Annotated in this window: 22 protein-coding genes; 10 read left to right on the forward strand and 12 right to left on the reverse strand. The window is 52.3% G+C overall.

The window, feature by feature from the left end:
• Positions 1–35: 35 nt before the first annotated feature.
• On the reverse strand, positions 36–818 hold the full coding sequence (locus tag MED297_RS15045) for a phosphate/phosphite/phosphonate ABC transporter substrate-binding protein (protein WP_050762937.1): 783 nt from the start codon (positions 816–818) through the stop codon (positions 36–38).
• Positions 815–1765: a fatty acid desaturase gene (locus MED297_RS15050; protein ID WP_008046405.1), complete on the reverse strand. Its 951-nt coding sequence runs from the start codon at positions 1763–1765 to the stop codon at positions 815–817. The genes MED297_RS15045 and MED297_RS15050 overlap by 4 nt, the downstream gene beginning before the upstream one ends.
• Before the next feature lie 132 nt (positions 1766–1897).
• Between MED297_RS15050 and MED297_RS15055 the strand changes: the two genes are divergently transcribed.
• Positions 1898–2773, forward strand: a complete 876-nt coding sequence (locus MED297_RS15055) for a helix-turn-helix domain-containing protein (RefSeq protein WP_202594559.1) — start codon at positions 1898–1900, stop codon at positions 2771–2773.
• A 26-nt stretch (positions 2774–2799) separates the two neighbouring features.
• Here the strand turns inward: MED297_RS15055 and MED297_RS15060 are convergent, their stop codons facing one another.
• Entirely contained in the window at positions 2800–3222 is a 423-nt protein-coding gene (locus MED297_RS15060) for an NUDIX hydrolase (RefSeq protein ID WP_008046410.1), read from the reverse strand.
• The gene (locus MED297_RS15065) at positions 3219–3851 is read right to left on the reverse strand and encodes a DUF6962 family protein (RefSeq protein ID WP_008046413.1); all 633 of its coding nucleotides are present in this window, start codon (positions 3849–3851) and stop codon (positions 3219–3221) included. Before MED297_RS15065 ends, MED297_RS15060 begins: the two co-directional genes overlap by 4 nt.
• A 152-nt stretch (positions 3852–4003) precedes the next feature.
• On the opposite strand from MED297_RS15065, the gene MED297_RS15070 reads away from it, so the two are divergent.
• Together MED297_RS15070 and MED297_RS22720 are read left to right on the forward strand one after the other, a co-directional pair.
• The gene (locus MED297_RS15070) at positions 4004–4330 is read left to right on the forward strand and encodes an antibiotic biosynthesis monooxygenase family protein (RefSeq protein WP_008046415.1); all 327 of its coding nucleotides are present in this window, start codon (positions 4004–4006) and stop codon (positions 4328–4330) included.
• A 316-nt stretch (positions 4331–4646) separates the two neighbouring features.
• Positions 4647–4880, forward strand: coding sequence for a DUF2798 domain-containing protein (locus MED297_RS22720; RefSeq protein ID WP_008046416.1), 234 nt, complete (start codon positions 4647–4649; stop codon positions 4878–4880).
• Between the two features lie 285 nt (positions 4881–5165).
• On the opposite strand, the gene MED297_RS15080 is transcribed toward MED297_RS22720, so the two are convergent.
• From MED297_RS15080 to MED297_RS15105, 4 genes are all read right to left on the reverse strand, one after another.
• Positions 5166–5639 (reverse strand): hypothetical protein, encoded by a 474-nt coding sequence (locus MED297_RS15080; RefSeq protein ID WP_008046417.1) that lies wholly within the window; start codon positions 5637–5639, stop codon positions 5166–5168.
• A gap of 109 nt (positions 5640–5748) precedes the next feature.
• Entirely contained in the window at positions 5749–6291 is a 543-nt protein-coding gene (locus MED297_RS15090; RefSeq protein ID WP_008046418.1) for a hypothetical protein, read from the reverse strand.
• A gap of 102 nt (positions 6292–6393) precedes the next feature.
• Positions 6394–7586, reverse strand: a protein-coding gene (locus MED297_RS21945) for an IS3 family transposase (RefSeq protein ID WP_086004889.1) whose coding sequence is annotated in 2 segments (ribosomal slippage) — positions 6394–7289 and positions 7289–7586 — 1194 coding nt in all. Because the reading frame shifts where the segments join, the coding sequence is not laid out codon by codon here.
• Positions 7587–7798: 212 nt separating this feature from the next.
• Positions 7799–8251, reverse strand: a complete 453-nt coding sequence (locus MED297_RS15105; RefSeq protein WP_008046421.1) for a hypothetical protein — start codon at positions 8249–8251, stop codon at positions 7799–7801.
• A gap of 1140 nt (positions 8252–9391) precedes the next feature.
• On the opposite strand from MED297_RS15105, the gene MED297_RS15110 reads away from it, so the two are divergent.
• Both MED297_RS15110 and MED297_RS15115 read left to right on the forward strand, forming a co-directional pair.
• Positions 9392–9880, forward strand: a complete 489-nt coding sequence (locus MED297_RS15110) for a (R)-mandelonitrile lyase (RefSeq protein WP_008046423.1) — start codon at positions 9392–9394, stop codon at positions 9878–9880.
• Between the two features lie 202 nt (positions 9881–10082).
• Positions 10083–10727, forward strand: coding sequence for a carboxymuconolactone decarboxylase family protein (locus MED297_RS15115; RefSeq protein ID WP_237613450.1), 645 nt, complete (start codon positions 10083–10085; stop codon positions 10725–10727).
• A 78-nt stretch (positions 10728–10805) separates the two neighbouring features.
• On the opposite strand, the gene MED297_RS15120 is transcribed toward MED297_RS15115, so the two are convergent.
• Positions 10806–11717, reverse strand: coding sequence for a cation diffusion facilitator family transporter (locus MED297_RS15120; protein WP_008046427.1), 912 nt, complete (start codon positions 11715–11717; stop codon positions 10806–10808).
• A gap of 261 nt (positions 11718–11978) precedes the next feature.
• Positions 11979–12860, reverse strand: coding sequence for a bile acid:sodium symporter family protein (locus MED297_RS15125; protein WP_040557454.1), 882 nt, complete (start codon positions 12858–12860; stop codon positions 11979–11981).
• 90 nt (positions 12861–12950) lie between these two features.
• Here MED297_RS15125 and MED297_RS15130 point away from each other — a divergent pair, with 90 nt between their 5' ends.
• Complete coding sequence (locus MED297_RS15130) at positions 12951–13829, forward strand: 1,4-dihydroxy-2-naphthoate polyprenyltransferase (RefSeq protein WP_008046430.1); 879 nt, start codon at positions 12951–12953, stop codon at positions 13827–13829.
• 188 nt (positions 13830–14017) lie between these two features.
• The gene (locus tag MED297_RS15135; protein WP_008046441.1) at positions 14018–15073 is read left to right on the forward strand and encodes an alpha/beta hydrolase; all 1056 of its coding nucleotides are present in this window, start codon (positions 14018–14020) and stop codon (positions 15071–15073) included.
• Positions 15074–15179: 106 nt separating this feature from the next.
• On the opposite strand, the gene MED297_RS15140 is transcribed toward MED297_RS15135, so the two are convergent.
• The gene (locus MED297_RS15140) at positions 15180–16379 is read right to left on the reverse strand and encodes an MFS transporter (protein WP_040557455.1); all 1200 of its coding nucleotides are present in this window, start codon (positions 16377–16379) and stop codon (positions 15180–15182) included.
• Positions 16380–16523: 144 nt separating this feature from the next.
• Here MED297_RS15140 and MED297_RS15145 point away from each other — a divergent pair, with 144 nt between their 5' ends.
• Positions 16524–17801, forward strand: a complete 1278-nt coding sequence (locus MED297_RS15145) for an Hsp70 family protein (RefSeq protein WP_008046443.1) — start codon at positions 16524–16526, stop codon at positions 17799–17801.
• A gap of 21 nt (positions 17802–17822) precedes the next feature.
• On the opposite strand, the gene MED297_RS15150 is transcribed toward MED297_RS15145, so the two are convergent.
• The gene (locus tag MED297_RS15150; RefSeq protein ID WP_008046444.1) at positions 17823–18116 is read right to left on the reverse strand and encodes a hypothetical protein; all 294 of its coding nucleotides are present in this window, start codon (positions 18114–18116) and stop codon (positions 17823–17825) included.
• Positions 18117–18401: 285 nt separating this feature from the next.
• Between MED297_RS15150 and trhA the strand changes: the two genes are divergently transcribed.
• Both trhA and MED297_RS15160 read left to right on the forward strand, forming a co-directional pair.
• Positions 18402–19043 carry a PAQR family membrane homeostasis protein TrhA gene (trhA, locus tag MED297_RS15155; protein WP_008046445.1) on the forward strand — a complete coding sequence of 214 codons (642 nt, stop codon included), beginning with the start codon at positions 18402–18404 and terminating at the stop codon, positions 19041–19043.
• A gap of 118 nt (positions 19044–19161) precedes the next feature.
• Positions 19162–20373, forward strand: a complete 1212-nt coding sequence (locus tag MED297_RS15160) for a bifunctional alpha/beta hydrolase/OsmC family protein (RefSeq protein WP_008046446.1) — start codon at positions 19162–19164, stop codon at positions 20371–20373.
• The last annotated feature ends 3 nt before the right edge of the window (positions 20374–20376 follow it).

Genomic DNA, 20376 nt, shown 5'->3' on the forward strand with positions numbered 1-20376 from the left:
TCGGCCTGTGGGCAGGCTCTGGTTTGGGTCGGGTTTTATAGGGTTCGGTTCAGGGCTGAAAATCGAGTGGCCAGCGCGCGATAGTCGCGCGGGCGTGTGGCGTTAAAGCCCAGCAGCAGTAATGCATCACGGGTGGCCTCATCGAGTGACGCCATGGCATCGACCACTGCGTTGTGCAGCCGGTGCAAGGCGTCCGGGGAGCGCAGGGCGCTGATCATTGGCAAACCGGGTGTCTGTTGCGTTCGGCGTAATACCCGCACCCGATGAGTAGCCGGTTCGTGTCGGCAGGCGATTTCCCAGGTGACGGCATCAATGCCGGCGACATCCGCCTCACCGTTGGCGACGCAGTGAATGGATGTACGGTGACTGCCGGTCATCTTCAGCGTGAGCGAATTTGGCAGAGTTGTAGACGCTTGTTGAAAGGCCGTCATCGGTGCCGAAAACCCGGATTGTGAACCACCTTCATTCACGGCAAAGCAAGCGCCGGTCAAGTCCGTCAGTGTTTCGGTGTCGGCATTGGCCGGCACGATGAGCACGCTGTGGTATTGCCCCGCGCTGGAGGGAATATCGTAACTGGGTGTGCCGACTAATCCGACGCGATCGTGCAGCATGCGGCTGTAGGGTAAACCGCAAGTCTGGCTCAACAGCAGATCGGGGTGTTGCCAGTGCGCCATCAGGTCGGTTGGTGTACTGAGCATATTGGCGGGTGTAAAGCCGGCGGCGCTCAGAGCGTCCCGCAGATGGTTTCCAAACGTTGTGGTTGCGGGCGTTAATTCCGGCCAGTCGTACATGGGCAACGCGATGGTTGTTGGTGTCACAGGGCGCCCTCCCGATCTGCATCGAAATGCGTTGGGGGTGAAGCTGGGGTAACGGTCGCTTGTGTTGGTAACCCTGAGACTAATGGATACACCACCGGTTCTTTGCGTCGGAACGCATAGCTCCGCCAGATGGCACGGTAATTGGGGTAATGATAGTGCCGGTTCAATGCCAGAAAGCGCCCACGGTTGCGGGCAAATAAGTCTGGCAGATCGTACCAGGCAACATTTGGGTAGGCATGGTGTACTGCGTGCAGATTGTTGTTCAGAAACAGCAGGCTGAACCAACCTTGGTCTTCGATTAACACCGTGCGTGCGCGAGGGTCTTTATCGGCCTGATGTTCGAGAAAGGTTCGAACCGTCAGCAGGCCATAGCCACCATAAGCGGCCAGCAGATACGTCCAAACGGGCAGGCCAGCCAACAGGTTGAGGCCGGTCAGCAACAGCGCAACGGCGAACAGATGCTTTATCCAAACCCAACGGGCACCAGGTTGTGTCCAATCCGACCTCACAAAGGTGGGCAGGCCGATGAACGGGCCTAGCACTACGCGCCCGGCGAGTGTGTTGTTGGCCGTCAGAAGGGTTTTCATGAGCCGGGAATGCCCACGCCAGTTGTTTGGGGTCAGGTACCAGCTTTCCGGGTCATCACCGGGGACCGTCAGTTCGGCCTGATGGTGGTGCCGGATATGGGCGCGTTTAAACCGCAGGTAAGGAATGAACAACCCGATGGGCACAGACACCAGCGCATCATTTAAGGGTTGGTTATTGAACGGGTGGCCGTGCAGGCATTCGTGTTGAAGTGACGAATGTAACGTGATCAGCGGTATCAGTAACAGGACCTGCAGGCCCAATGGCAGGTTAACGGGGTTCCACACCAGCAAGCCCCAACCGAGGTAAACGGCAACCAGTAAGAACAGGGTGCGCCACTCAGACGGATGTCGTAATCCCAATCGATGGTCTCCTTTCGTCTTCAAGGACCGCCATTAGAACGATGGAAGGGTTTCTGGACAATGCGAGAATTTGCACATTAAAATGTCAATACACTACAGAAACATAATTTGTTAATTAAAATGAAAAATGGTGTGAATACACAACAATCGGATTTTAAGCTGGCCGATAAGCGCGACATTGCCGACGTTTTCCGCGCGCGCATGGCTTTGCTGATTTCTCAGCATGGGTTCAATCTCAGCCAGTTTGCCAAGGCCGTCGGCATTGACCGATCGGCGCTCAGCCAGTTTCTGATGCCCGACGCTGTGCGTCTGCCGAGGGCCGAAACGCTGTTTAACATCGCGCAATATTGCGGTGTCTCCGTGGACTGGCTGTTGGGGAAGGTCTCCGGGGAGAGTGACCGGGACGATTTGATTCCCGTGGTCGAAACCCTGCGCATGTCCGGCGAGGAAGCTCAACAGAAACTCGCCAGCTGGCATCGGGAAGCACGCGGTTACAAGATCCGCTACATCCCCAGCACTATCCCGGACCTGCTGCGCATTCCGGAAGTCAGCGATTTTGAGTTTAAGGATCAGGACCTGGCCATTCGCGCCGCACAGGATCGCATGGCGCGCGAACAGCTCGACCGCACTCCGTTTCCCGAGACCGATATCGAAGTCTGCATGCCCATTCAAACGCTGGAGCATCTGGCGGGTGGGCAGGGCATCTGGAAAACACTGCCGAAAGCGATTCGAAAACGGCAGTTAGAACACATGCAGGCTTTGGTTGAGCGGTTTTATCCGACTTATCGGTTGTTTCTGTACGACGGTCATACCGCCTTTTCGTCACCTTATACCCTGTTTGGACCGATTCAGGCGGCGATTTATCTGGGGAACATGTATCTGGTGGTGCATTCGGTGGAACACATCCGCGCCATGACAGGACACTTCGATCGGTTGATTCGCCACGCGCAGATAACGCCGGACCGGGCTGCCGACACCATTGGTGAGATTCTGACAACGTTGCGGTAGCTGTAGGTGAAACCGATGAGCCGAGGCTAGGTTGCCAACGACAGCCGCGTGCGGATTTCCGCAATGGCCTGTTGAAATAATGGATGCCATTGCATGGACAGCGGGGCATTAAGCGGCTGCCAGAAAAACCGAAACCAGTGGCCGCCATCGTCCTGAGTGAAAAACCGGAACTCATCCGGAATATCATAATCAACACGCATCAGCGCCAACGCCCAATGATGATTCTCAAAGCCCGGAACCCAATTGCCCAACGATCGCTTAACGCTCGCGGGCAGGCCGGATTCCTCAGCCAGTTCCCTAACCGCCGCTTGCTCGGGCGACTCTCCAGGTTCCAGCGTACCTTTAACTATCTGAAAGCCTGCCAGTGGGTGTTCAAACGCCAGAATGTCTAACCCGTAAGAGTTTTCGCGCAAAACAATCGGGCAGGCTTTGTTGATTGGTAAAGTCACGGCAGTTTCAGGCCGGTCAGGGTCAGCGGTGTTTGTTTGAGCACCGCACCCAAGCCCAAGGCCCAGGCTGCCAGGCACAGATGAAAGACATCGATCCTCAGAATCGGACCAATGAGTGGCGTCATGGCCCCGGTGATGACCAATCCGTTGATGATGAACAGAAAAGAAACACCTGCCAGTACCGCAGCGACTCCGGGCTGCTGGTTGCGAGCGCAACGCCAGGCCGCGCTTAGGGCAGCGACGGTCATGACAATACCCACCACCAATTGAAACTCCGAGAGGCGATCCAGCCAAAAGGCCAGAAGGAAAATCAGCGTGCCGTCGGCCGCGTGTGCCCAGAATAAGGGCCGGTGAATGCGTAGCAAGCCACTGAAGTCCAACCAGACAAAAATCAACACATAGAGACCGGCAATGCCAAACAGCCGGGAGGCCAGCTCATGGGCATTCAGCCAGAACTCAGTTTCAAGATTGAACAAAAACCGGAAGGTGCCGAGCACCGACGCCAAGCTCAACAGGAACAGACTGATGGACGCCAGTTGCGCCGGTGTACTGCGCATCGACCATAAGCGGGTGCCGGTGTGAAAGCAGACAAAGCTCAGCAGCGCATCGGTAATCCAGACGGTGGTCATGGCAGGGCGTTCCTCTTGAGAGCGACGGTACAAAAAAAGCAGTCGGTAGACTGTACTGCGTTCACCTCGTGCTGAAAAGTCAGATTGGGGTTACTACGCCGGGGTAAACCACCGATAATCCTGCCTGACCCAACCATTGCTGCGAGATCACCATGTCGACCATAGCTAATACCCCAAAACCGCCATACTACGCTGTCATATTCACTAACCTGCGAACCGATGTGGATGAAGGCTATGGCGAGATGGCCGATCGAATGGTCGAACTGGCCAGCGAACAACCGGGGTTCCTGGGCATGGAGACAGTCCGGGAAACTTTAGGGATTACCGTGTCGTATTGGCAAGACCTCGAATCCATTCGCGCCTGGAAACAGAATGTCGATCATCGGGAAGCGCAGCGGCTCGGGCACGAGCAATGGTATGCCGATTTTAAAACCCGGGTTTGTTTGGTGGAGCGGGACTATGGAATGTTGGAAGGGTAGGTTGTTAAGTGTTGGGGCTGGTGGGTAAATTAGAAAGCTATAAGCTTACGGCAAAAACTGATGAGAGGCTCGATATCAATGACTCTGAACCTTTTCAATTTTGTACACAAAAAGAACCAAAGTGCCAGACTACTCAAGTGGATTATTTTAATTAAAATAGCGTGACCTAAAAGATTAAGACCAGTACGGTTATTCCGGTCCTTGCCCCGGCAAGATGCAGTCACTCATGTGAACCCAAGGTACATCTCATTCATAGAGGGTACCGTCATGCATCTGTTTTTCAGTTCGGTACCCTAGCGTTAATAGGATTATCAAATTGAACCCAAAAACACTCGTTGTTGCACAATTGCTCATTTCGTTTCAGATGGCTCTCATCATGTCTGGCATTTTCAGTGCTTTAGAACTGGGACTTACAGTCCAGTGGTTATTGGTCTGGGGGAAACAGTTCATAGTCGCTTGGCCGGTCGCGTTTGTCTTCTCGATATTGACCAGCCGGGTTGCTTTTCCGATTGCTGAAAAATGGGTACCAAGCCAAACACGTAAGGCTTGATGGCATGGTGGATTTTTTGATATTGAGCCTAAAGCAAAGCCATCTCTAGCGAAATCATCGGACCAAAGGGGGCAGAACCCGTCAGTTGCGTTTTGGTTGTAGTGTAGTTTAGGGGTTAGCTGGCGAAGCCACCCACAAACGGAGCGAAGACCAAACTCATTTTGACGGCTTGGACATTGAACTCTTTTGTATATTCCCACGGTTTTCCGTGGATTATTATATCTTGGCATAACTACCTCTAGATGGGTTATCTAGAGGTGTCTACTAAACCGGGTGAAGTTCAACTTACTTACCAACCATTTCAAAGCTGAATGGCTTCCCAGCACTTTTTTGGTTATTTAAAACCCCTTCATATTCACTACCACCAAAGAACGGAGCTTTAGGGATTTCAAACCCTTTCCCAAGGTCTCTTGCTAGGAGTACATAGTTATTGGATTGATTACTCCAAGCTTTAAAGAAATAGTATGTATGACCTGGTGCGGCATTAAATGCAATATCCCAGGTGTAAGTTGTTTTTTGGTTGCTTAGCGAGTTAATAGCAAAATCCATAAATGAAGCTGTATTTGCTCCGGGTGGTATATAAGCAGCAGTTGCATACAAAGAAAGAACATCATCATTCACTTCCTTCTTGTACATGGTCGGCACCCAGACAGTCGCTCTTTCGGCTTCATTTATACTTTGTCCCGAATATGCTGTTGGAATGGAAGAGCACCCCATGAAAACAAAGCTGACAACTGCCAATAACAATACATTCTTCATAATTTTCGCTTCCTACTTTATTGTGATTAGTTTTCTCGTATCACCAAGAAATAACGTTTACGCCAGTGGTTGGTGGAGCGCAGAGTAATCAATCCACTGCGCGTACTTGTTACTTTTGAAGATTGTATAGATTCTTTTCCCCGTCTTTGATTGGAGAAATTCCAGTAATGTTATTTTCGTTATTTAACTTCACATCAAATAAATCTATTACTGAGGTAAACTCAGCCCCACTACTGTCACACCATTCTATTTCAAGAAAATAGGTTATTTTGTGCCTATTTTCTGGCATCGGCTCGGCACAGTTTTCGATTGTATGTGAATCATATTCCTTTCCAAGTTGAATAGTAGCTGACAACGCGTTGCCGGGATTTAGTAGAGAATTACTCCCTGGATTCAAAGTAATTTTATCTTCGCCTCTAGATAACGAACCATTGCGATCTAACGCCTTCATACCTAAATACCAATTTAACAACACCACATCACTGCTTCCCGCGTTTAAAAGCGTTAAAGGAACCTTGTTGTCGTTGAAAAAGTGAATGCCGATATTCAAATAGGCAAAAAGTTTTTTATCTATATGGAAATGTGAATGATAATAACTAGCCGCCGATATCATTAAAGCGAGTACAGACACTATGAAAGCTGCAATTACCATTTACTTCCCCTAAAAGTAACGCCCAAAAGCAACGGGCCAAAACCGAAGCGAAGCGGCGGTTTTGAGGTGATCTTGCCCCGATAAAATGGACACCTCGTCATTTCAAGCGGCCATGCGCTCATATTCTATTGGTGAGTAGTACTCGATTCCTGAGTGCAGTCTCACCCTGTTATAAAATTGATTTATATACCGACCCATCTCGCGACGCAAATGATCGATGCCGTTGAAGAGCTGATTTCTAATAAGCTCGCCTTTCAATGAATGATAAAACGACTCCATATACGCATTGTCAGTACAGTATCCGGGACGATTGACACTGTGCTCAATTCCGGCCTTTGACAGTGCCGACTGAAAATCAGACGCGGTAAATTCAACGCCACGATCCGTATGCAGGATCACACCTTCGGTGTGCCGGCCTTTCCGTATCGCGTAATTCAGTGCAGCTAAAGTTAGTTCGGTTGTTCGCGTATGAGACAGAGACCAACCCAGAATCCTACGGGAATGTCGGTCCATAATTGTCGCTAAATAAGTCCATTGGTGACTCAGTTTGATATAGGTAACATCGGCAACCCAAATTTGGTCACAAGCTATGGTGCCACCAAACTGAAGCAACTTATTCTCCCCTCGGTTTTTAAACCGTTTCAGCCCCGGTTGCCGCCGAGTCACCAAGGTGACTCTGGCCTTAAGCCCATTGTCACGCATCAGCCGCGCCACACGCTTTCTAGAGACTTGAACACCCTGTCGAGCCAGAGTTTTATGCACTCTCGGGCTGCCATAGCGTCCAGAGCTCTTATCAAACACCTGGGTAATGTCTTTTAGTAGCGTCTGATCGGATCGCTCTCGTTGCGATGGTTCCCGGTCAGCCCAGGCATAGTAACCGCTTCTCGAGACGCCAAGCCAACGGCACAAGGCCGCTATTGCGAACTCTTTTTTGTATCGGTGGATGAATCCAAATCGTTCTGATGAACTTCCGCCAGATACTGTTGCCACTTTTTTAAAAGATCATTCTCCTTCTTAAGCCGCTCTATCTCTTTCTTTAACTGAACGTTTTCTGACATCTGCTTGGGTGTTTTTACTTTGCGTTTCTTAGACAAACCGACTTGCTTCTTTCCGTCACCCTGAAGCAATCCTTCACGATATTCTTTGCGCCAACGTGACAACATAAATGGATGAATGCCCAGACCTTCGGCAACCTGCTTGCTCTGAAGGTCAGGCTGATAGCTCATTTTAACTGCTCGGACTTTGAATTCTTTTGAGTATTCCCAGGTTTTGCGTGGGTTGTTGTATTTTGGCATACGTACCTCTAGTTAAGTTATCTAGAGGTGTCCACTAAAGTGGGGCAAGTTCAAGGTCCGCTGCCTTTGCTTGTTATGCGCTTACTCTGACCTATTTCTAATATTGCCATTATTGGCTACCGTGTTATTCCATTGTGATATTCTATGGCTGCACTCTTCATCGAAATCACTAAGTGCATGCCTAGTCTCGTAGATTTTTTCGGCAATTTTCTTCAAGACTCTTCGGAGAACTGACAAAGTTCATGCTCAAGCCCTTCACTGCCAACCTTGTACTTAACTTGGGTATAACCTTCATCGTCAGTGTAGTCCCAATTGGCGTGAACCACCTTATTGCGAAGAACTCCACATTCCTTCAGTGAAGATATAAGTTCTTTATAACTAGGAATATCCCAATCAAATACTCGTATAAAGTCATCATTGAATTTTTTGTATAGATCAACTTTGGTCGAATACATCATAGAGTGAAGAACAAGTAATCCTTTTTGGTCTGATCTATCAGAGAAAGTTTCACAGAGTACGCTATCTAATGATGCTTCCAGACTATTGAACGCAACTACAATCTCACCAATCCAAGGAATGAAATCTTCGATATGATCATATCCATTTTTAGTATCACCCAGTCCATCCAAAATATGCTGGCCTACTGGTGATTTCTTAATTTTCACTCGGAATTACTCCTGGCGCATAACAGATTATTCTACGTCGCATGACCAAATATCACGGTGACGTGAAATACGCCGCCCCAATTTAATTTGATCACTCCAAAGCCTGTTATACTCTGCGACTCCACGAATATTGTCAATTTGATGTTAACTGATTTCGCGTCATGCGACCGAGTATCCAGAATTTAACGTCAAGCTAGGACGTTACAACGTCGCGCTACTCGCTTAATAGCTCAGATACTTGATCGAAAAGTCAGATATCAGTCGTTTCCCTGACCTGTTTTGGATATCCGTCTCAAGACCAAATATCCCTCTAATATCGATGTTTTGCGTCTGCAGTCCTTCAGATTTTGCGATCTCTCTCGCAAAGATATGCTTGTTCTTCAATAGGCATGAATGAGCATACAGCTCAATGTCACGATTTATGGACAAAGAGTGGGAGAATGGAAAACATCGATACTCGTTACAGAATCAGGACAACGTCGCAAATGCTCAATAACCGATTCATTTTTTGGTTCGCAACCAAGGAATAAATCGAATGGGATAGGGCCTTTAATGTTTAAAGCTTCAAGCCCCTTTAAGCGCGCCAAAGCATAGTCCGCGGCTCCGTTAAGCATGCCTGTTTAAATTAGCCAGTCACTCGTATGATCGCATTGTTTCATGTCTGTGGTGTTTGAAATCCCACGCTCTAAAAATCACACCGGCTTGTCAGCAGATGCTGGGCTCGTTCGTTTTAATTATTTAACACCATCGGTAGAAAGTTCAGCGTTGGTTGAAATTAATTGAACGACCCTTTTTACGAACTCAGCTGATGGATTTAATAGCGGTTTTAAGTGAGTTGTTCAATGATCAGTTACGAACCGATAGTTCTTTTGAAAAAGCGTTCTGCGTAAATCTAATCAATCACCCCAATCCGTTCTCAAACGCAAACAAGAGTCGTTACCCGCATCACAGTTTTTGCCAGTTCGCCGCACCGGCTGTACAAACAGGCAAGCATTCCAATCAATCGGGCTAAGAGGCCTTGAATCCCTCTGGTAGCGTGAAACCCTCTGAATCGTGGAATAGGGTTGGTTAAAGGCTCTCCGCGATGTTCATAAACACAAACACCACACGGGTGTTAATGAAAACTGAACGGAGTAATACATGTTGAAAACCGGACGTGTTCTTCTATGCGCCGCCTTGAGTTTGGCCACCGCGCCGGCCTTTGCTGAGAGTGCGCAACAGATTGTCCCTCTGGGTGAAAACCCGGCCTTCAGCCAACTGAACCAGTTCTTTTCCGGCGATGTCAGTGTGGTGCCGATGTTTCGGGCCGATGGCTTTGCCATCAGTTCCGTGTCTGAAGTGACGTTTTTACCCGGTGCCCGTACCAACTGGCACAGTCATCCGGGCGGTCAGGTGTTTATTGTCACTAGCGGTGTCGGGTACACCCAGGCGTGGGGTGAGCCTATTCAGGTCGTTAAAGCCGGGGATCTGGTGCATTGCCCTGATGATGTGAAGCATTGGCATGGCGCGTCTAAAGAGTCGCCGATGACGCACATAGCACTCACCGGGCACGACGACGAAGACGGCAGTGTGGAATGGTTAGAGCCGGTCACCGACGAGCAATACAACGGCCCGCTCGCCGCTCAGTAATAGTGAATCGATTTTAGCAGTGAACAACGATGGAGGCGGACCGGACAGGGCGATTACGCCGTGATCGGCTCCGATCCATCGCATTTGAAACGTACGAAACAACAACCTTAACTTTCATAAAACACAGGCCTTTATGATGAAACCTCAGACCTTTTTGAATTATGTACTGGTAATGCTGTTGACGATGGTAGGAGTGAGCAACGTGTCTGCAGATGAAACAACCTTAACGGAACAAGAACGCGCCATGATCCCCATCGCGGCTTTCGCGGCCAGTGGTGAGATGGACGCCTTAACCCAAAGCATTGAAAACGGCTTAGCCGCCGGGCTTACCGTTAATCAAATGCAGGAAATGCTGGCCCAGCTTTATGCTTACGCCGGGTTTCCGCGCAGCCTCAATGCCATGGGGACATTGCAATCGGTCGTTGAAGCCAAAGAGGAGGCAGGCGAGTCGGTTGAGTACGGCCCTGCAGCCAGCCCGTTCCCGGATGACTACGACAGCCTGGAAAACGGCACCGCCAACCAGACAGAACTGATCGGTCGGCCGGTCAGCGGTGGGCTGTATGACTTTGCCCCGGTAATCGATGAGTTCCTGAAGGCCCATCTGTTTGGTGATATTTTTCAACGCGATGTATTGAGCTGGAAAGAGCGTGAATTGGTGACCATCGCCACTTTGGCGAACCTCTCCGGCGTGAACAGCCAGCTGGGCGCGCATTACTTCATCAGCTTGAACAACGGCTTAACACCCGATCAACTGAAAGCCTTCACTGAGGTGTTGGAAGCGTCTGTCAGTGCGGCGGCTGCGGAAAACGCCAAAGCGGTGTTGGAGCAGGTGCTCAGCCGGTTCTGATCTCAACGCGGTAAAAAAGCAAAACGGCGCAATACCTCATTGCGCCATTTTTTGGGTTAACGATATACATGGACCGCGTCAGTGATGGTGATGATCCGATTCGGCATCACGGCAAAGCTCATCTGAAAACTCCAGTTCTATGGTGGTGTGTTCCAGATTAAACGGTGCCAGGTATTCACGAACCCGCTGTTTCAGTTCCCGTTGTCGGTTGATGTCGATCACGTCAGTCATCACCAGATGCGCGGTCAACACGTGGCGAGCGCCGTCGAGCGACCAAACGTGCAGGTGATGAACGTCTTCAACATGGGGCATGTCGACCAGATCGGCATGGATTTTCGTGACGTCCATTTCGCTGGGAATGGCCTGCAGAAACAGCCGAATAGCCTGGCCCATTGTTTTCAGTACGTTCATCACGATAAATGCGGTGAAACCGATGGACAGTAACGGATCCAGAATCGGCAGTTCCCAGAAGTAGAGCACAATCGCGACGACCAGCACCGCGACCCAGCCCAACACGTCTTCCAGCAGATGCCAGTTCAGCATGCGTTCGGCCACGGTATGGCCGTGACTGAGTTTAAAGGCGGCAAAGCCGTTGGCGGATACACCCAGAATCGCTAACCCGATCATCCCTTCAACAACCGGCATTTCCGGGTTAAACAGCCGTGGAATAGTCTCGGTTAAAATCCAGACCGAGCCGATCAGCAGTACCAGACCGTTAATCACCGCACCCAGAAGGGTCAGGCGCCGGTACCCGTACGAAAACTGAGAGTCCGACGGTTTTTTACCGAGCTTACTGAGCACCCACGCAAAACCAATGGACAGGCTGTCGCCAAGGTCGTGAATGGCGTCGGCCATGACGGCGGTGCTGTTAATCAGGATGCCACCAATGAACTCAATGATGGTGAAGCTCAGGTTCAGGAAGAACGCCCAGGCGATATTGCCGGATTCGGCATCGTGGTGATGGTGATGACTGTGGTCATGGCTGTGCATGGTTGACCGGTTCCTTCAATGGGTCGATAAACACATGATAAAGCTTTGAGTTGGGTTAAGGTCAACTCCAGTAAGTCTGATGGGCACTGCAGCGCCTGATAAGGTCAGTGGCGAGGTTCAGTCGGATCATAGTCCGGCTGTTAATAATGTTCAATTGGCATTCCAGGCTCGCCCGAAGGGGCCTTCAGACTTGCCCTTAAGGTCAACCGGCAGGGAGCGCAGGACGCTCCGCTGTCGGTCAGGTATGGCAGACGACGTTAATCAGGCGTTAGCCGTTACGGGTTCGTCTTTGTGGTATTTCTGTGTCCAGGCGACAAAGGCAAAGGCCGGGATGTTCATCAGCAGGCCATACATCAGCGGCACAAAAGCCAGTTCGGGGCGGTGCATGATAGCCAGCGCGACCATCATCGCGGTACCGGCGTTCTGTACGCCCACTTCAATGGCCAGGGTGCGCTGTGTCTTCGCTGGCAGGCGGAAGTAGCCGGCGACCTTAAAGGCAATCAGCAGCGACGCCGTCGAGAGCGTCAGAACCGCCAGGGCATCGAGACTCAAAAAGCTCTGAACGACGTTCAGGTTGGTGGCCATTAACGCAATGATGATGACCATCATCGCCACGGTGGCGATCTTTTTAATCAGTGGCTGTGTGCGTACCGACCATTGCGGCGCAAAATAGCGGATGCTCATGCCAATGGCGACCGGTACCAGCGTAACCAGGGCCAGCTGTTTCATGGCGGGAATCAAGGGCAGTGCAAACTCGGCGGCGTCAGCACCGGCAAATTGCAGATAACCAATGAATACGATCGGTAAAATGATAGGGGACAGCAAGCTGATGATGCCGGTCAGCGTCACACTCAGGGCCACATCTCCGCGGGCGATAAAAGAAAACAGGTTCGACGTCGCGCCGCCCGGGCATAACGACACCAGGAACAGACCCGCGGCGGCCGGTGCCGACAGGGGTAAAACCCAGATAATGAGTAAAGCCAACACCGGCAAAAACAGCATTTGCATGGCGAAGCCGAGCAAAGAGGCTTTCGGTCGTTTCACAACTCGGGCAAAATCGCTCCCCTTCAGGCCCAGACCCATGCCAAGCATGACGGCGGCCAACACAACAGGAAGAAGGACTTGGGATACTAAAGCTTGCATGACGTCTCCAGTTCGTACAATGTCTTCTGAGGATAGCCGAAACGAGAATGATTTAGGCTGATTTACCGCATTGTTTTTTATTGAGGATTCATGCTGAAAACCTGGTGGTTGGCCGCACGGCCAAAAACGCTTCCGGCGTCAATCAGCCCGATTTTACTGGGCTCTGCGCTGGCGTGGTCAGATGATGGGCTGCGTCTGACGGTATTGGTACTGGCGTTGATCTGTGCCATGGCGCTGCAGATTGCCGTCAATTTCGCCAACGACTGGTCCGATGCCCGCTCAGGCGTCGATACGCCAGACCGCTTAGGGCCACAACGCATTATGCACAGCGGCATGGCGACGGACGGGCAGATGAAGTTGGCGCTGATTGTGGTCAGCCTGGTGGCGTTGCTCAGTGGGCTCGGTATTGTCTGGCTCAGCCATTGGAGCCTGTTGGTCTTTGGCCTGGCCTCTATGCTGGGCGTATTCGCCTACAGTGGCGGCCCGTATCCGCTGGCCTCTCATGGCCTGGGTGAGGTGACGGTCTTTCTCTTTTTTGGTTTGCTGGCGGTCGTCGGCACCTATTTCGCGCATACGCAGGCCCTGACGTTGACCAGTTTTGGTTATGCGGCGGTGGCCGGGCTGATCAGCGCGGCGATCATGCTGGTCAATAACCTTCGGGACATCCCCACCGATGCTCAGGCGAACAAGCGTACATTGGCGGTGCGCCTCGGTGATACGGCTACCCGGCAGCTCTATCAATGGATGCTGATCGCGGCCCTGGTACTGCATTTGTTGGTGTCGTTCCCGATTGGCTTATGGGGTGTCATCCCGGCGCTGCTACTGGCGCCGCTGGTGGTGAAACGGTTTAAGGAAGTGAACCGCCTGCAGGGGCGGGATTTAAACCAATTACTGGCAAATACCGCGAAACTGGAGCTGGTGTACTGTTTGGTGACGTCCGTAATTCTGGTTCTGCCCTTTGTGGAGTGATCGGCTGAGCCGAACGATTCCTTTCTGTTGTTCGAATGTCTTCTTTTGTCGGTCTTCTGTAAAGCCTGAACGGTCAGACGTTTAGGCAAAGATCGTGTCCGATTGGACTGACCGCGCCCATCCTCGATTCCGTAATCTGAAACCGCTCGTTTGTTTACAGCCTTGGTAATCATTACGGAGAAAAGTATATGAAACGTTCAATGTTCGTCGCCTCGGTGGCTTTGGCTACGGTGGCTCTGGTCGGTTGCAGCACGCCAGGTGTGCAATCGCAATCGGCACCGGCCGATGAGGTGTACCTGACGTATGAGTTGCGGGATACCGTGACTATGGAAGCGGTACGTTACGAAAACCGCTACGGTATCGAACTGGCCGGTCATCTGTTTAAACCGGCCGATTTTGACCCGAGCCAACAGTACCCGGCCATTGTGATTGGTACGCCCTATGGTGGTGTGAAAGAACAGGGTGCTGGCATCTATGCCATGAACATGGCGGAGCGGGGCTTTATTGCACTCGCGTTTGATGAATCCTACAACGGAGAAAGCGGCGGTGAACCGCGTGACTTGTCGGCGCCCGGTATTTTTGTGGAAGACTTCAGCGCGGGAGTCGATTACCTGGGTACACGGCCCTACATCGATCGTGACCGCATTGGCGCCATTGGAATCTGCGGTGCTGGCGGTTTTGCCCTGACCGCGGCGGAAGTCGATCCTCGCATCAAAGCGATTGCCACCACCAGTATGTACGACATCAGTGTGATGCATCGCTACAACATTGATTACTCAATGACCGATGAGCAGCGTAACGCGACGCTGGAACGGTTGAGTCAGCAACGCTGGGATGATTTTGAAAACGGCACCCCGGCCTTGCCGCGCGGTGGATGGCCAACCGATGGCCCTGCGCCTGCCGTTCCGGAAGGTTTACCGCCGGTGATTTCTGAGTTCTTTGAGTATTATGGCACTCAGCGCGGCTGGCACCCCAATACCATTCCGAACTTTACGCTGACCAGCGGGTTATCCTTTATCAACTTCCCGTTGATGACGCATCTGGAGCAGATTTCTCCGCGTCCGATTTTGATGGTCATGGGGGAAAACGCGCATTCCCGTCTGATGACAGAACAGGCGTTTGAGCGAGCGGCCGAACCCAAAGAGTTGGTCGTCATTCCTGACGCGCGCCACATCGACCTGTACGATCGCGAAGACATGATTCCGTTCGACAAGCTCGATAGCTTCTTCTCTGAATATCTTTAATCGCGTTAACAGCAAAGAGCGTTTAACAGACAAACGCGATCCATAAAAAAAACCACCCGTCGGGTGGTTTTTTGTTTGGGGCAAAGCGAAATCGTTTTGCGCCAGGTTAGCTTGCTTGAGACTCGGCAGCCACGGTGGACTTGATTCGCGTCCAGGTCAGGCCGATGGCAATGAGCAGCACAGCCGTTGGCACCAGCGACAGCGTGACGATGCCAGACCAACCGCTTAAAAACAGAATGACGCCGGCACTGAGCGACGACAACGCCTGAAACACAAAGACGGTCAGGTCGTTTACCGCTTGCACGCGGAACTTTTCATGCGGCTTGTACGCCTTTGTCAGCAGGGTGGTGCCGCCAATGAACAGGAAGTTCCAGCCCACGCCCAGTAACACCAGTGCCCACCAGTAATGCAGTACTTCGACCCCGGAATAGGCAAACGCCGTGGTGGCGAGATAAGCCAGCAGTCCCACAAAGATGATCGTGCGTTCGCCAAACTTGCGAATCAACTCACCGGTGACCAATGAGGGCAGAAACATCGCCATGATATGGCTTTGGATCACCCATTTGGTGTCGCCCAGGCTGTGTCCCATCATGTCGTGCATGGCCAGAGGGGTGGCGGTCATGACGAAACTCATCACGCCATAGCCGATGGCCGCCGAACCGAGGGCAATCAGAAACGTGGGTCGTCGTAACACATCCGACCAGTTGACCGGTGGGGTGTCCTTGTCGGACTGCTCCGGCCGGGTGTTGTCCTGATAAAAACACAACAGGATAAACCCTGCGACACTGGCGGCAATCAGGGCGAGAAAGGAGCCGGCATAGGGTGTCGCAAACCAGTCCTGCCCAAAAGCGGCCAGTTCCGTTCCGATAAAGGCCGCGGCGACACTGCCGAGCATCAGCATTGAAATGGCACGTCCGGCCAGCTCGGCCGGTGTGGACTCGGCCGCCGCGAAACGAAACTGATGCATGATCGCGATGGTCATACCGGACAGAGTGATGCCCAATAAAAAGATGATAAAGCTGGACAGCGCGATGCCGCCGGCCGCGATCAGTGCCGCCAGACTGTTAATGACCATGCCGGCCAGAAAGACGCGTTTGCGTCCGAACCGTTGCATCAGCAAGGCCGCGGGCATTGCGCCGAGCGTAATGCCGATGATCATCATCGACAGCGGCAGCGTGGACAGTTCTGGCCGCGGCGCCAGCGATTTCCCGACAAATCCGCTGATTAAGACAATGGCCGGGGACATGGCCAGCGCCAAAGGCTGCGTCATGGCCAGTATCCAGACATTTCGGTTCAGACCCAACATAAGCATTTCCTGATATTGTTCCAGCGGCTGTTGTACGCGATCTGCTGCGCCAGCGCAACTTTCACGAACCGGGTGTCCTGCACTTGAAAAGCCGGTGCAGTTCCCTATAATCGCGCGCCCTTTTCGGATGACGGATGAACGACGATGGCACTGTGTGGACTCGACTTCGGAACCTCCAATTCAACGGTGGGTGTGCTTCGTCATCAGCAGGCTCAAATGACGCCGCTGGAAAAGCATCCGATCAGCGGTGCCTGGGAAACGACCTTGCCCAGCGCTTTGTTCTTTGATTTCGAAACCGACGATATTCACTTCGGACGGGACGCCATTCGCCACTATTCGCAAGGTGAGTTTGGTCGGCTGATGCGTTCCATGAAGTCGATTCTGGGGTCTAATCAGATGAACGAAGGCACCCAGATTAAAGCGACGGTTTATTCGTTTCAGCAAATCATCGGCTTCTTCATGAACAGCCTGAAAACACGGGCGGAAGCGTTCGCCGAAGAACCGTTGACGTCGGTGGTGTTGGGGCGTCCGGTCCATTTCAATGATCATCACCCCGAGCTGGATCAGGCCGCCGAAGAGACGTTGGCGGCCATTGCCCGAAACATCGGCTTTACCGATGTGTCTTTTCAGTTTGAACCCATTGCCGCGGCCTACGATTACGAGCAGCAGACTCAGTCTGAAGAGCTGGCGCTGATCATCGATATGGGTGGTGGTACGTCCGACTTTACGCTCATCAAACTGTCGCCGGAGGCCAGAAAAAAATCGGATCGGTCAAACGATCTGCTCGCCAACCATGGTATTCACATTGGCGGAACCGATTTCGACCGGTTGCTGTCGATGGCGACGGTGATGCCGCAACTGGGGCTGAACATGGTGTATCGCGACAAACCCAATCTGGCGATCCCGCGGCATTATTTTGTGGATTTGGCGACCTGGCATCGCATTCATCATCTGTATGAGCCGAAAGTTTTGCGCGAGCTGAGCGACCTGCGACGTAACGTGGTTGAGCCGGAGCGTTTGGATCGATTAATGCAGGCCTTGCGTCAGAAAGACGGTCATCGTTTGGCCGGTGAAGTGGAAGCGGCAAAAATCCAGTTGTCGGAACAGGATCAGGCGCAGATTGAGCTGAGCTTTCTGGATGAACTCGAAGAGACGGTCTGTTCGGTGAGCCAGGCTGAGCTGGTGTCGTCTATTGCGACTGAGGTAGAGCGGGTGTTTACCGCCGTAGATGAAACTCTTCTTCAAGCTGGGGTCAATCACACTGAGGTGCAGACGATTTTTACAACCGGCGGGTCGACCGCTTTGCCCTCGGTGCGGCAGTTGATTGCGTCGCGCTTTCCTGCTGCCCGACAGGTTCGGGGGGATCTGTTCAACAGTGTCGGCAAAGGGCTGGTGTTGGAAGCTCAGCGTCGATACGGCTGAGCCAGGGTTGGTTAGCCGGTGCTAAGCCCGGCGGGAAACCGCTCGGGTTCGCTCGGCAAAGGCGGGTTCTGAGCGGCCATTCAGATAGTCCTGCAGTTCATCCGCCGTCAGTGGGACCCAGTGCGCGCTGGGGTTCAGTTTCTGAATGGATCGCATCGCCGGAATCCACGGGGCGGCTGAGTCTCCGGAATCTCTCGGCAATGCCGCCCAGGCCAGGTAGGTTTTGGTGCCGTCCCCGAATTTAATAACGCCAATCTGAGCCCGATACTCCGGGTTTTTTTCCACAAACTCTAATACTTCGTCGATCGTGTCCATTCCAACTTCCTGATTGTCGTAACTCTGAAATCCACGACCGTTACTTTACGCGTTGAGACGACCACTCCAAGCACGGTTCAAAAAGTCGACTCTGTTGATACTGACAGGCTACTCATTGAGTACTAAGCTGGACGTTGGTTCGGACCTAAGGTGCCAAAACCGGTTTGCTCGCGGGCGAACGGTGGGTGCGAATGTAAAGGTCCGGGATGATTACCACAGGGTGGTTGTTTTAAAGAATAATAAATATACACTTGTATATTATTTAAAAAGTACATCAGAGAGTTTATGAGCGAAGCACTTCCCAAATACAGCACACTGGAAGAGTGGGCGAACAGCCTGACACATGGCATTGGCGCCGTTCTGGCCGTGGTCGGGTTTATTATCATGTTGGCCGTTGCCATTGGTCAGAGCGATGCGTGGGCCATTGTCAGCAGCAGCGTATACGGGTCCACACTGGTCCTGATGTTTCTGGCCTCTACGCTTTACCACGCCATACAAATACCCAAGGTTCGACAGGTGCTGCGGCAACTGGACCACCTGGCCATTCTGTACCTGATCGCCGGTTCTTATACGCCGTTTACATTGATGACGCTGAACGGCGGCTGGGGCTGGACCATCTTCGGCATCATCTGGGGGCTGACCATTATCGGCACCGTGTTGCAGTTGTCGCCCGCGCGACATGTAAAAGCCTTAATGGTTACTCTGTACTTGCTGATGGGCTGGGTCGTGGTGATCGCTGCGAAACCGCTGGTTGATAACCTCAGTGCCGGTGGCTTGGGCCTGTTAGTTGCCGGTGGTCTGGCCTATACCGGCGGCGTTGTGTTTTACGTGAACAAGCGCATTCCGTTTAATCATGCGATCTGGCATCTGTTTGTTCTGACGGGTGCCATGTTCCATTACTTTGCCATTCTGTTTTACGTTCTCTGATCTCTGACGCACGACAGGCCAACCAGTCTGTCGTGCGCGATTGTCATTCAATGGAACCTGCGCGTATTCTGTCGGTCTGAACGGGATTCTTCTTTCAGTACCAGCACAGGAACTCACCATGCGACAGAAACTGACCTTCGACAGCCAGGGGCATACCTTGGCAGGTCTTCTCGAAACCCCCGATGAACCCCCAAGAGCCTATGTGTTATTTGCGCATTGTTTTACCTGCGGAAAAGACATTGCTGCAGCGAGTCGGATCAGTCGTTTTTTGGTGCGGGCACGGTTTGCCGTTTTTCGGTTTGACTTTACCGGCTTGGGGAACAGCGATGGCGACTTCGCCAACACCAACTTCTCCACCAATACGCAAGACCTGGTCGCCGCGGCACGTTACCTGGAAGCGACTTATGAGGCACCGCGCTTGCTGATTGGTCATAGCCTGGGCGGCACCGCAGTCTTACAGGCGGCGGCAGAGCTGCCGAAAGTCGATGCCGTCGTCACCATTGGTGCTCCCTTTGAAGCGGACCATGTGCTGCATAATTTTCATGCGGATCTGTCGCAAATCGAAACGCAAGGGCAAGCGGAAGTCAGTCTGGGTGGCCGTTGCTTTACCATTCGCCGGCAGTTTATCGACGATGTTCGGGCTCAGAGTACCGAGACGATCGGCGCACTCGACAAAGCCTTGTTGGTGATGCATTCGCCGTTGGATACCACTGTCGATATCCGCGAGGCAGAAAAGATTTACGGCGCGGCGAAGCATCCGAAATCGTTTATCAGCCTCGATCGTGCTGACCATTTATTGTCTCAGGAAGCCGACAGCGAGTACGCAGCTCAGGCCATTGCTGGCTGGGCCAGCCGGTACGTGACTGAATCGTCGACGCCGGAACGTCCCGATGTTCCCAAGGGGCATGTAGTCGTATCTGAAATGGATCATCGGTTTCAGCAAAGTGTGTACAGCGATCATCACCACTGGTACGCCGACGAACCGATTGCCATGGGCGGGCAGAATGGCGGTCCGGACCCGTATGAGCACTTACTGGCGGCGCTGGGCACCTGCACGGCCATGACACTACGGATGTACGCCACGCGTAAAAAACTCCGGCTGGATCACGTCGAGGTGTCCCTCTTTCATGAGCGAAACTACGTAGCGGATGCCGACCAGGCGGAACAGAATCAGTCGGGGGTGGAACGGCTGGTTCGCCGGATTTATCTGCAAGGCGAGTTAACGGCGGAACAACGCCAAAAGCTGTTGGAGATTGCGGACAAATGTCCGGTGCATCGGACCCTGCATAACGACCCGGTGGTGCAAACTGAGTTGGTTGAAAGTAGGTAAAGC

This window comes from Reinekea blandensis MED297 (assembly GCF_000153185.1).
Lineage (GTDB): Bacteria > Pseudomonadota > Gammaproteobacteria > Pseudomonadales > Natronospirillaceae > Reinekea > Reinekea blandensis.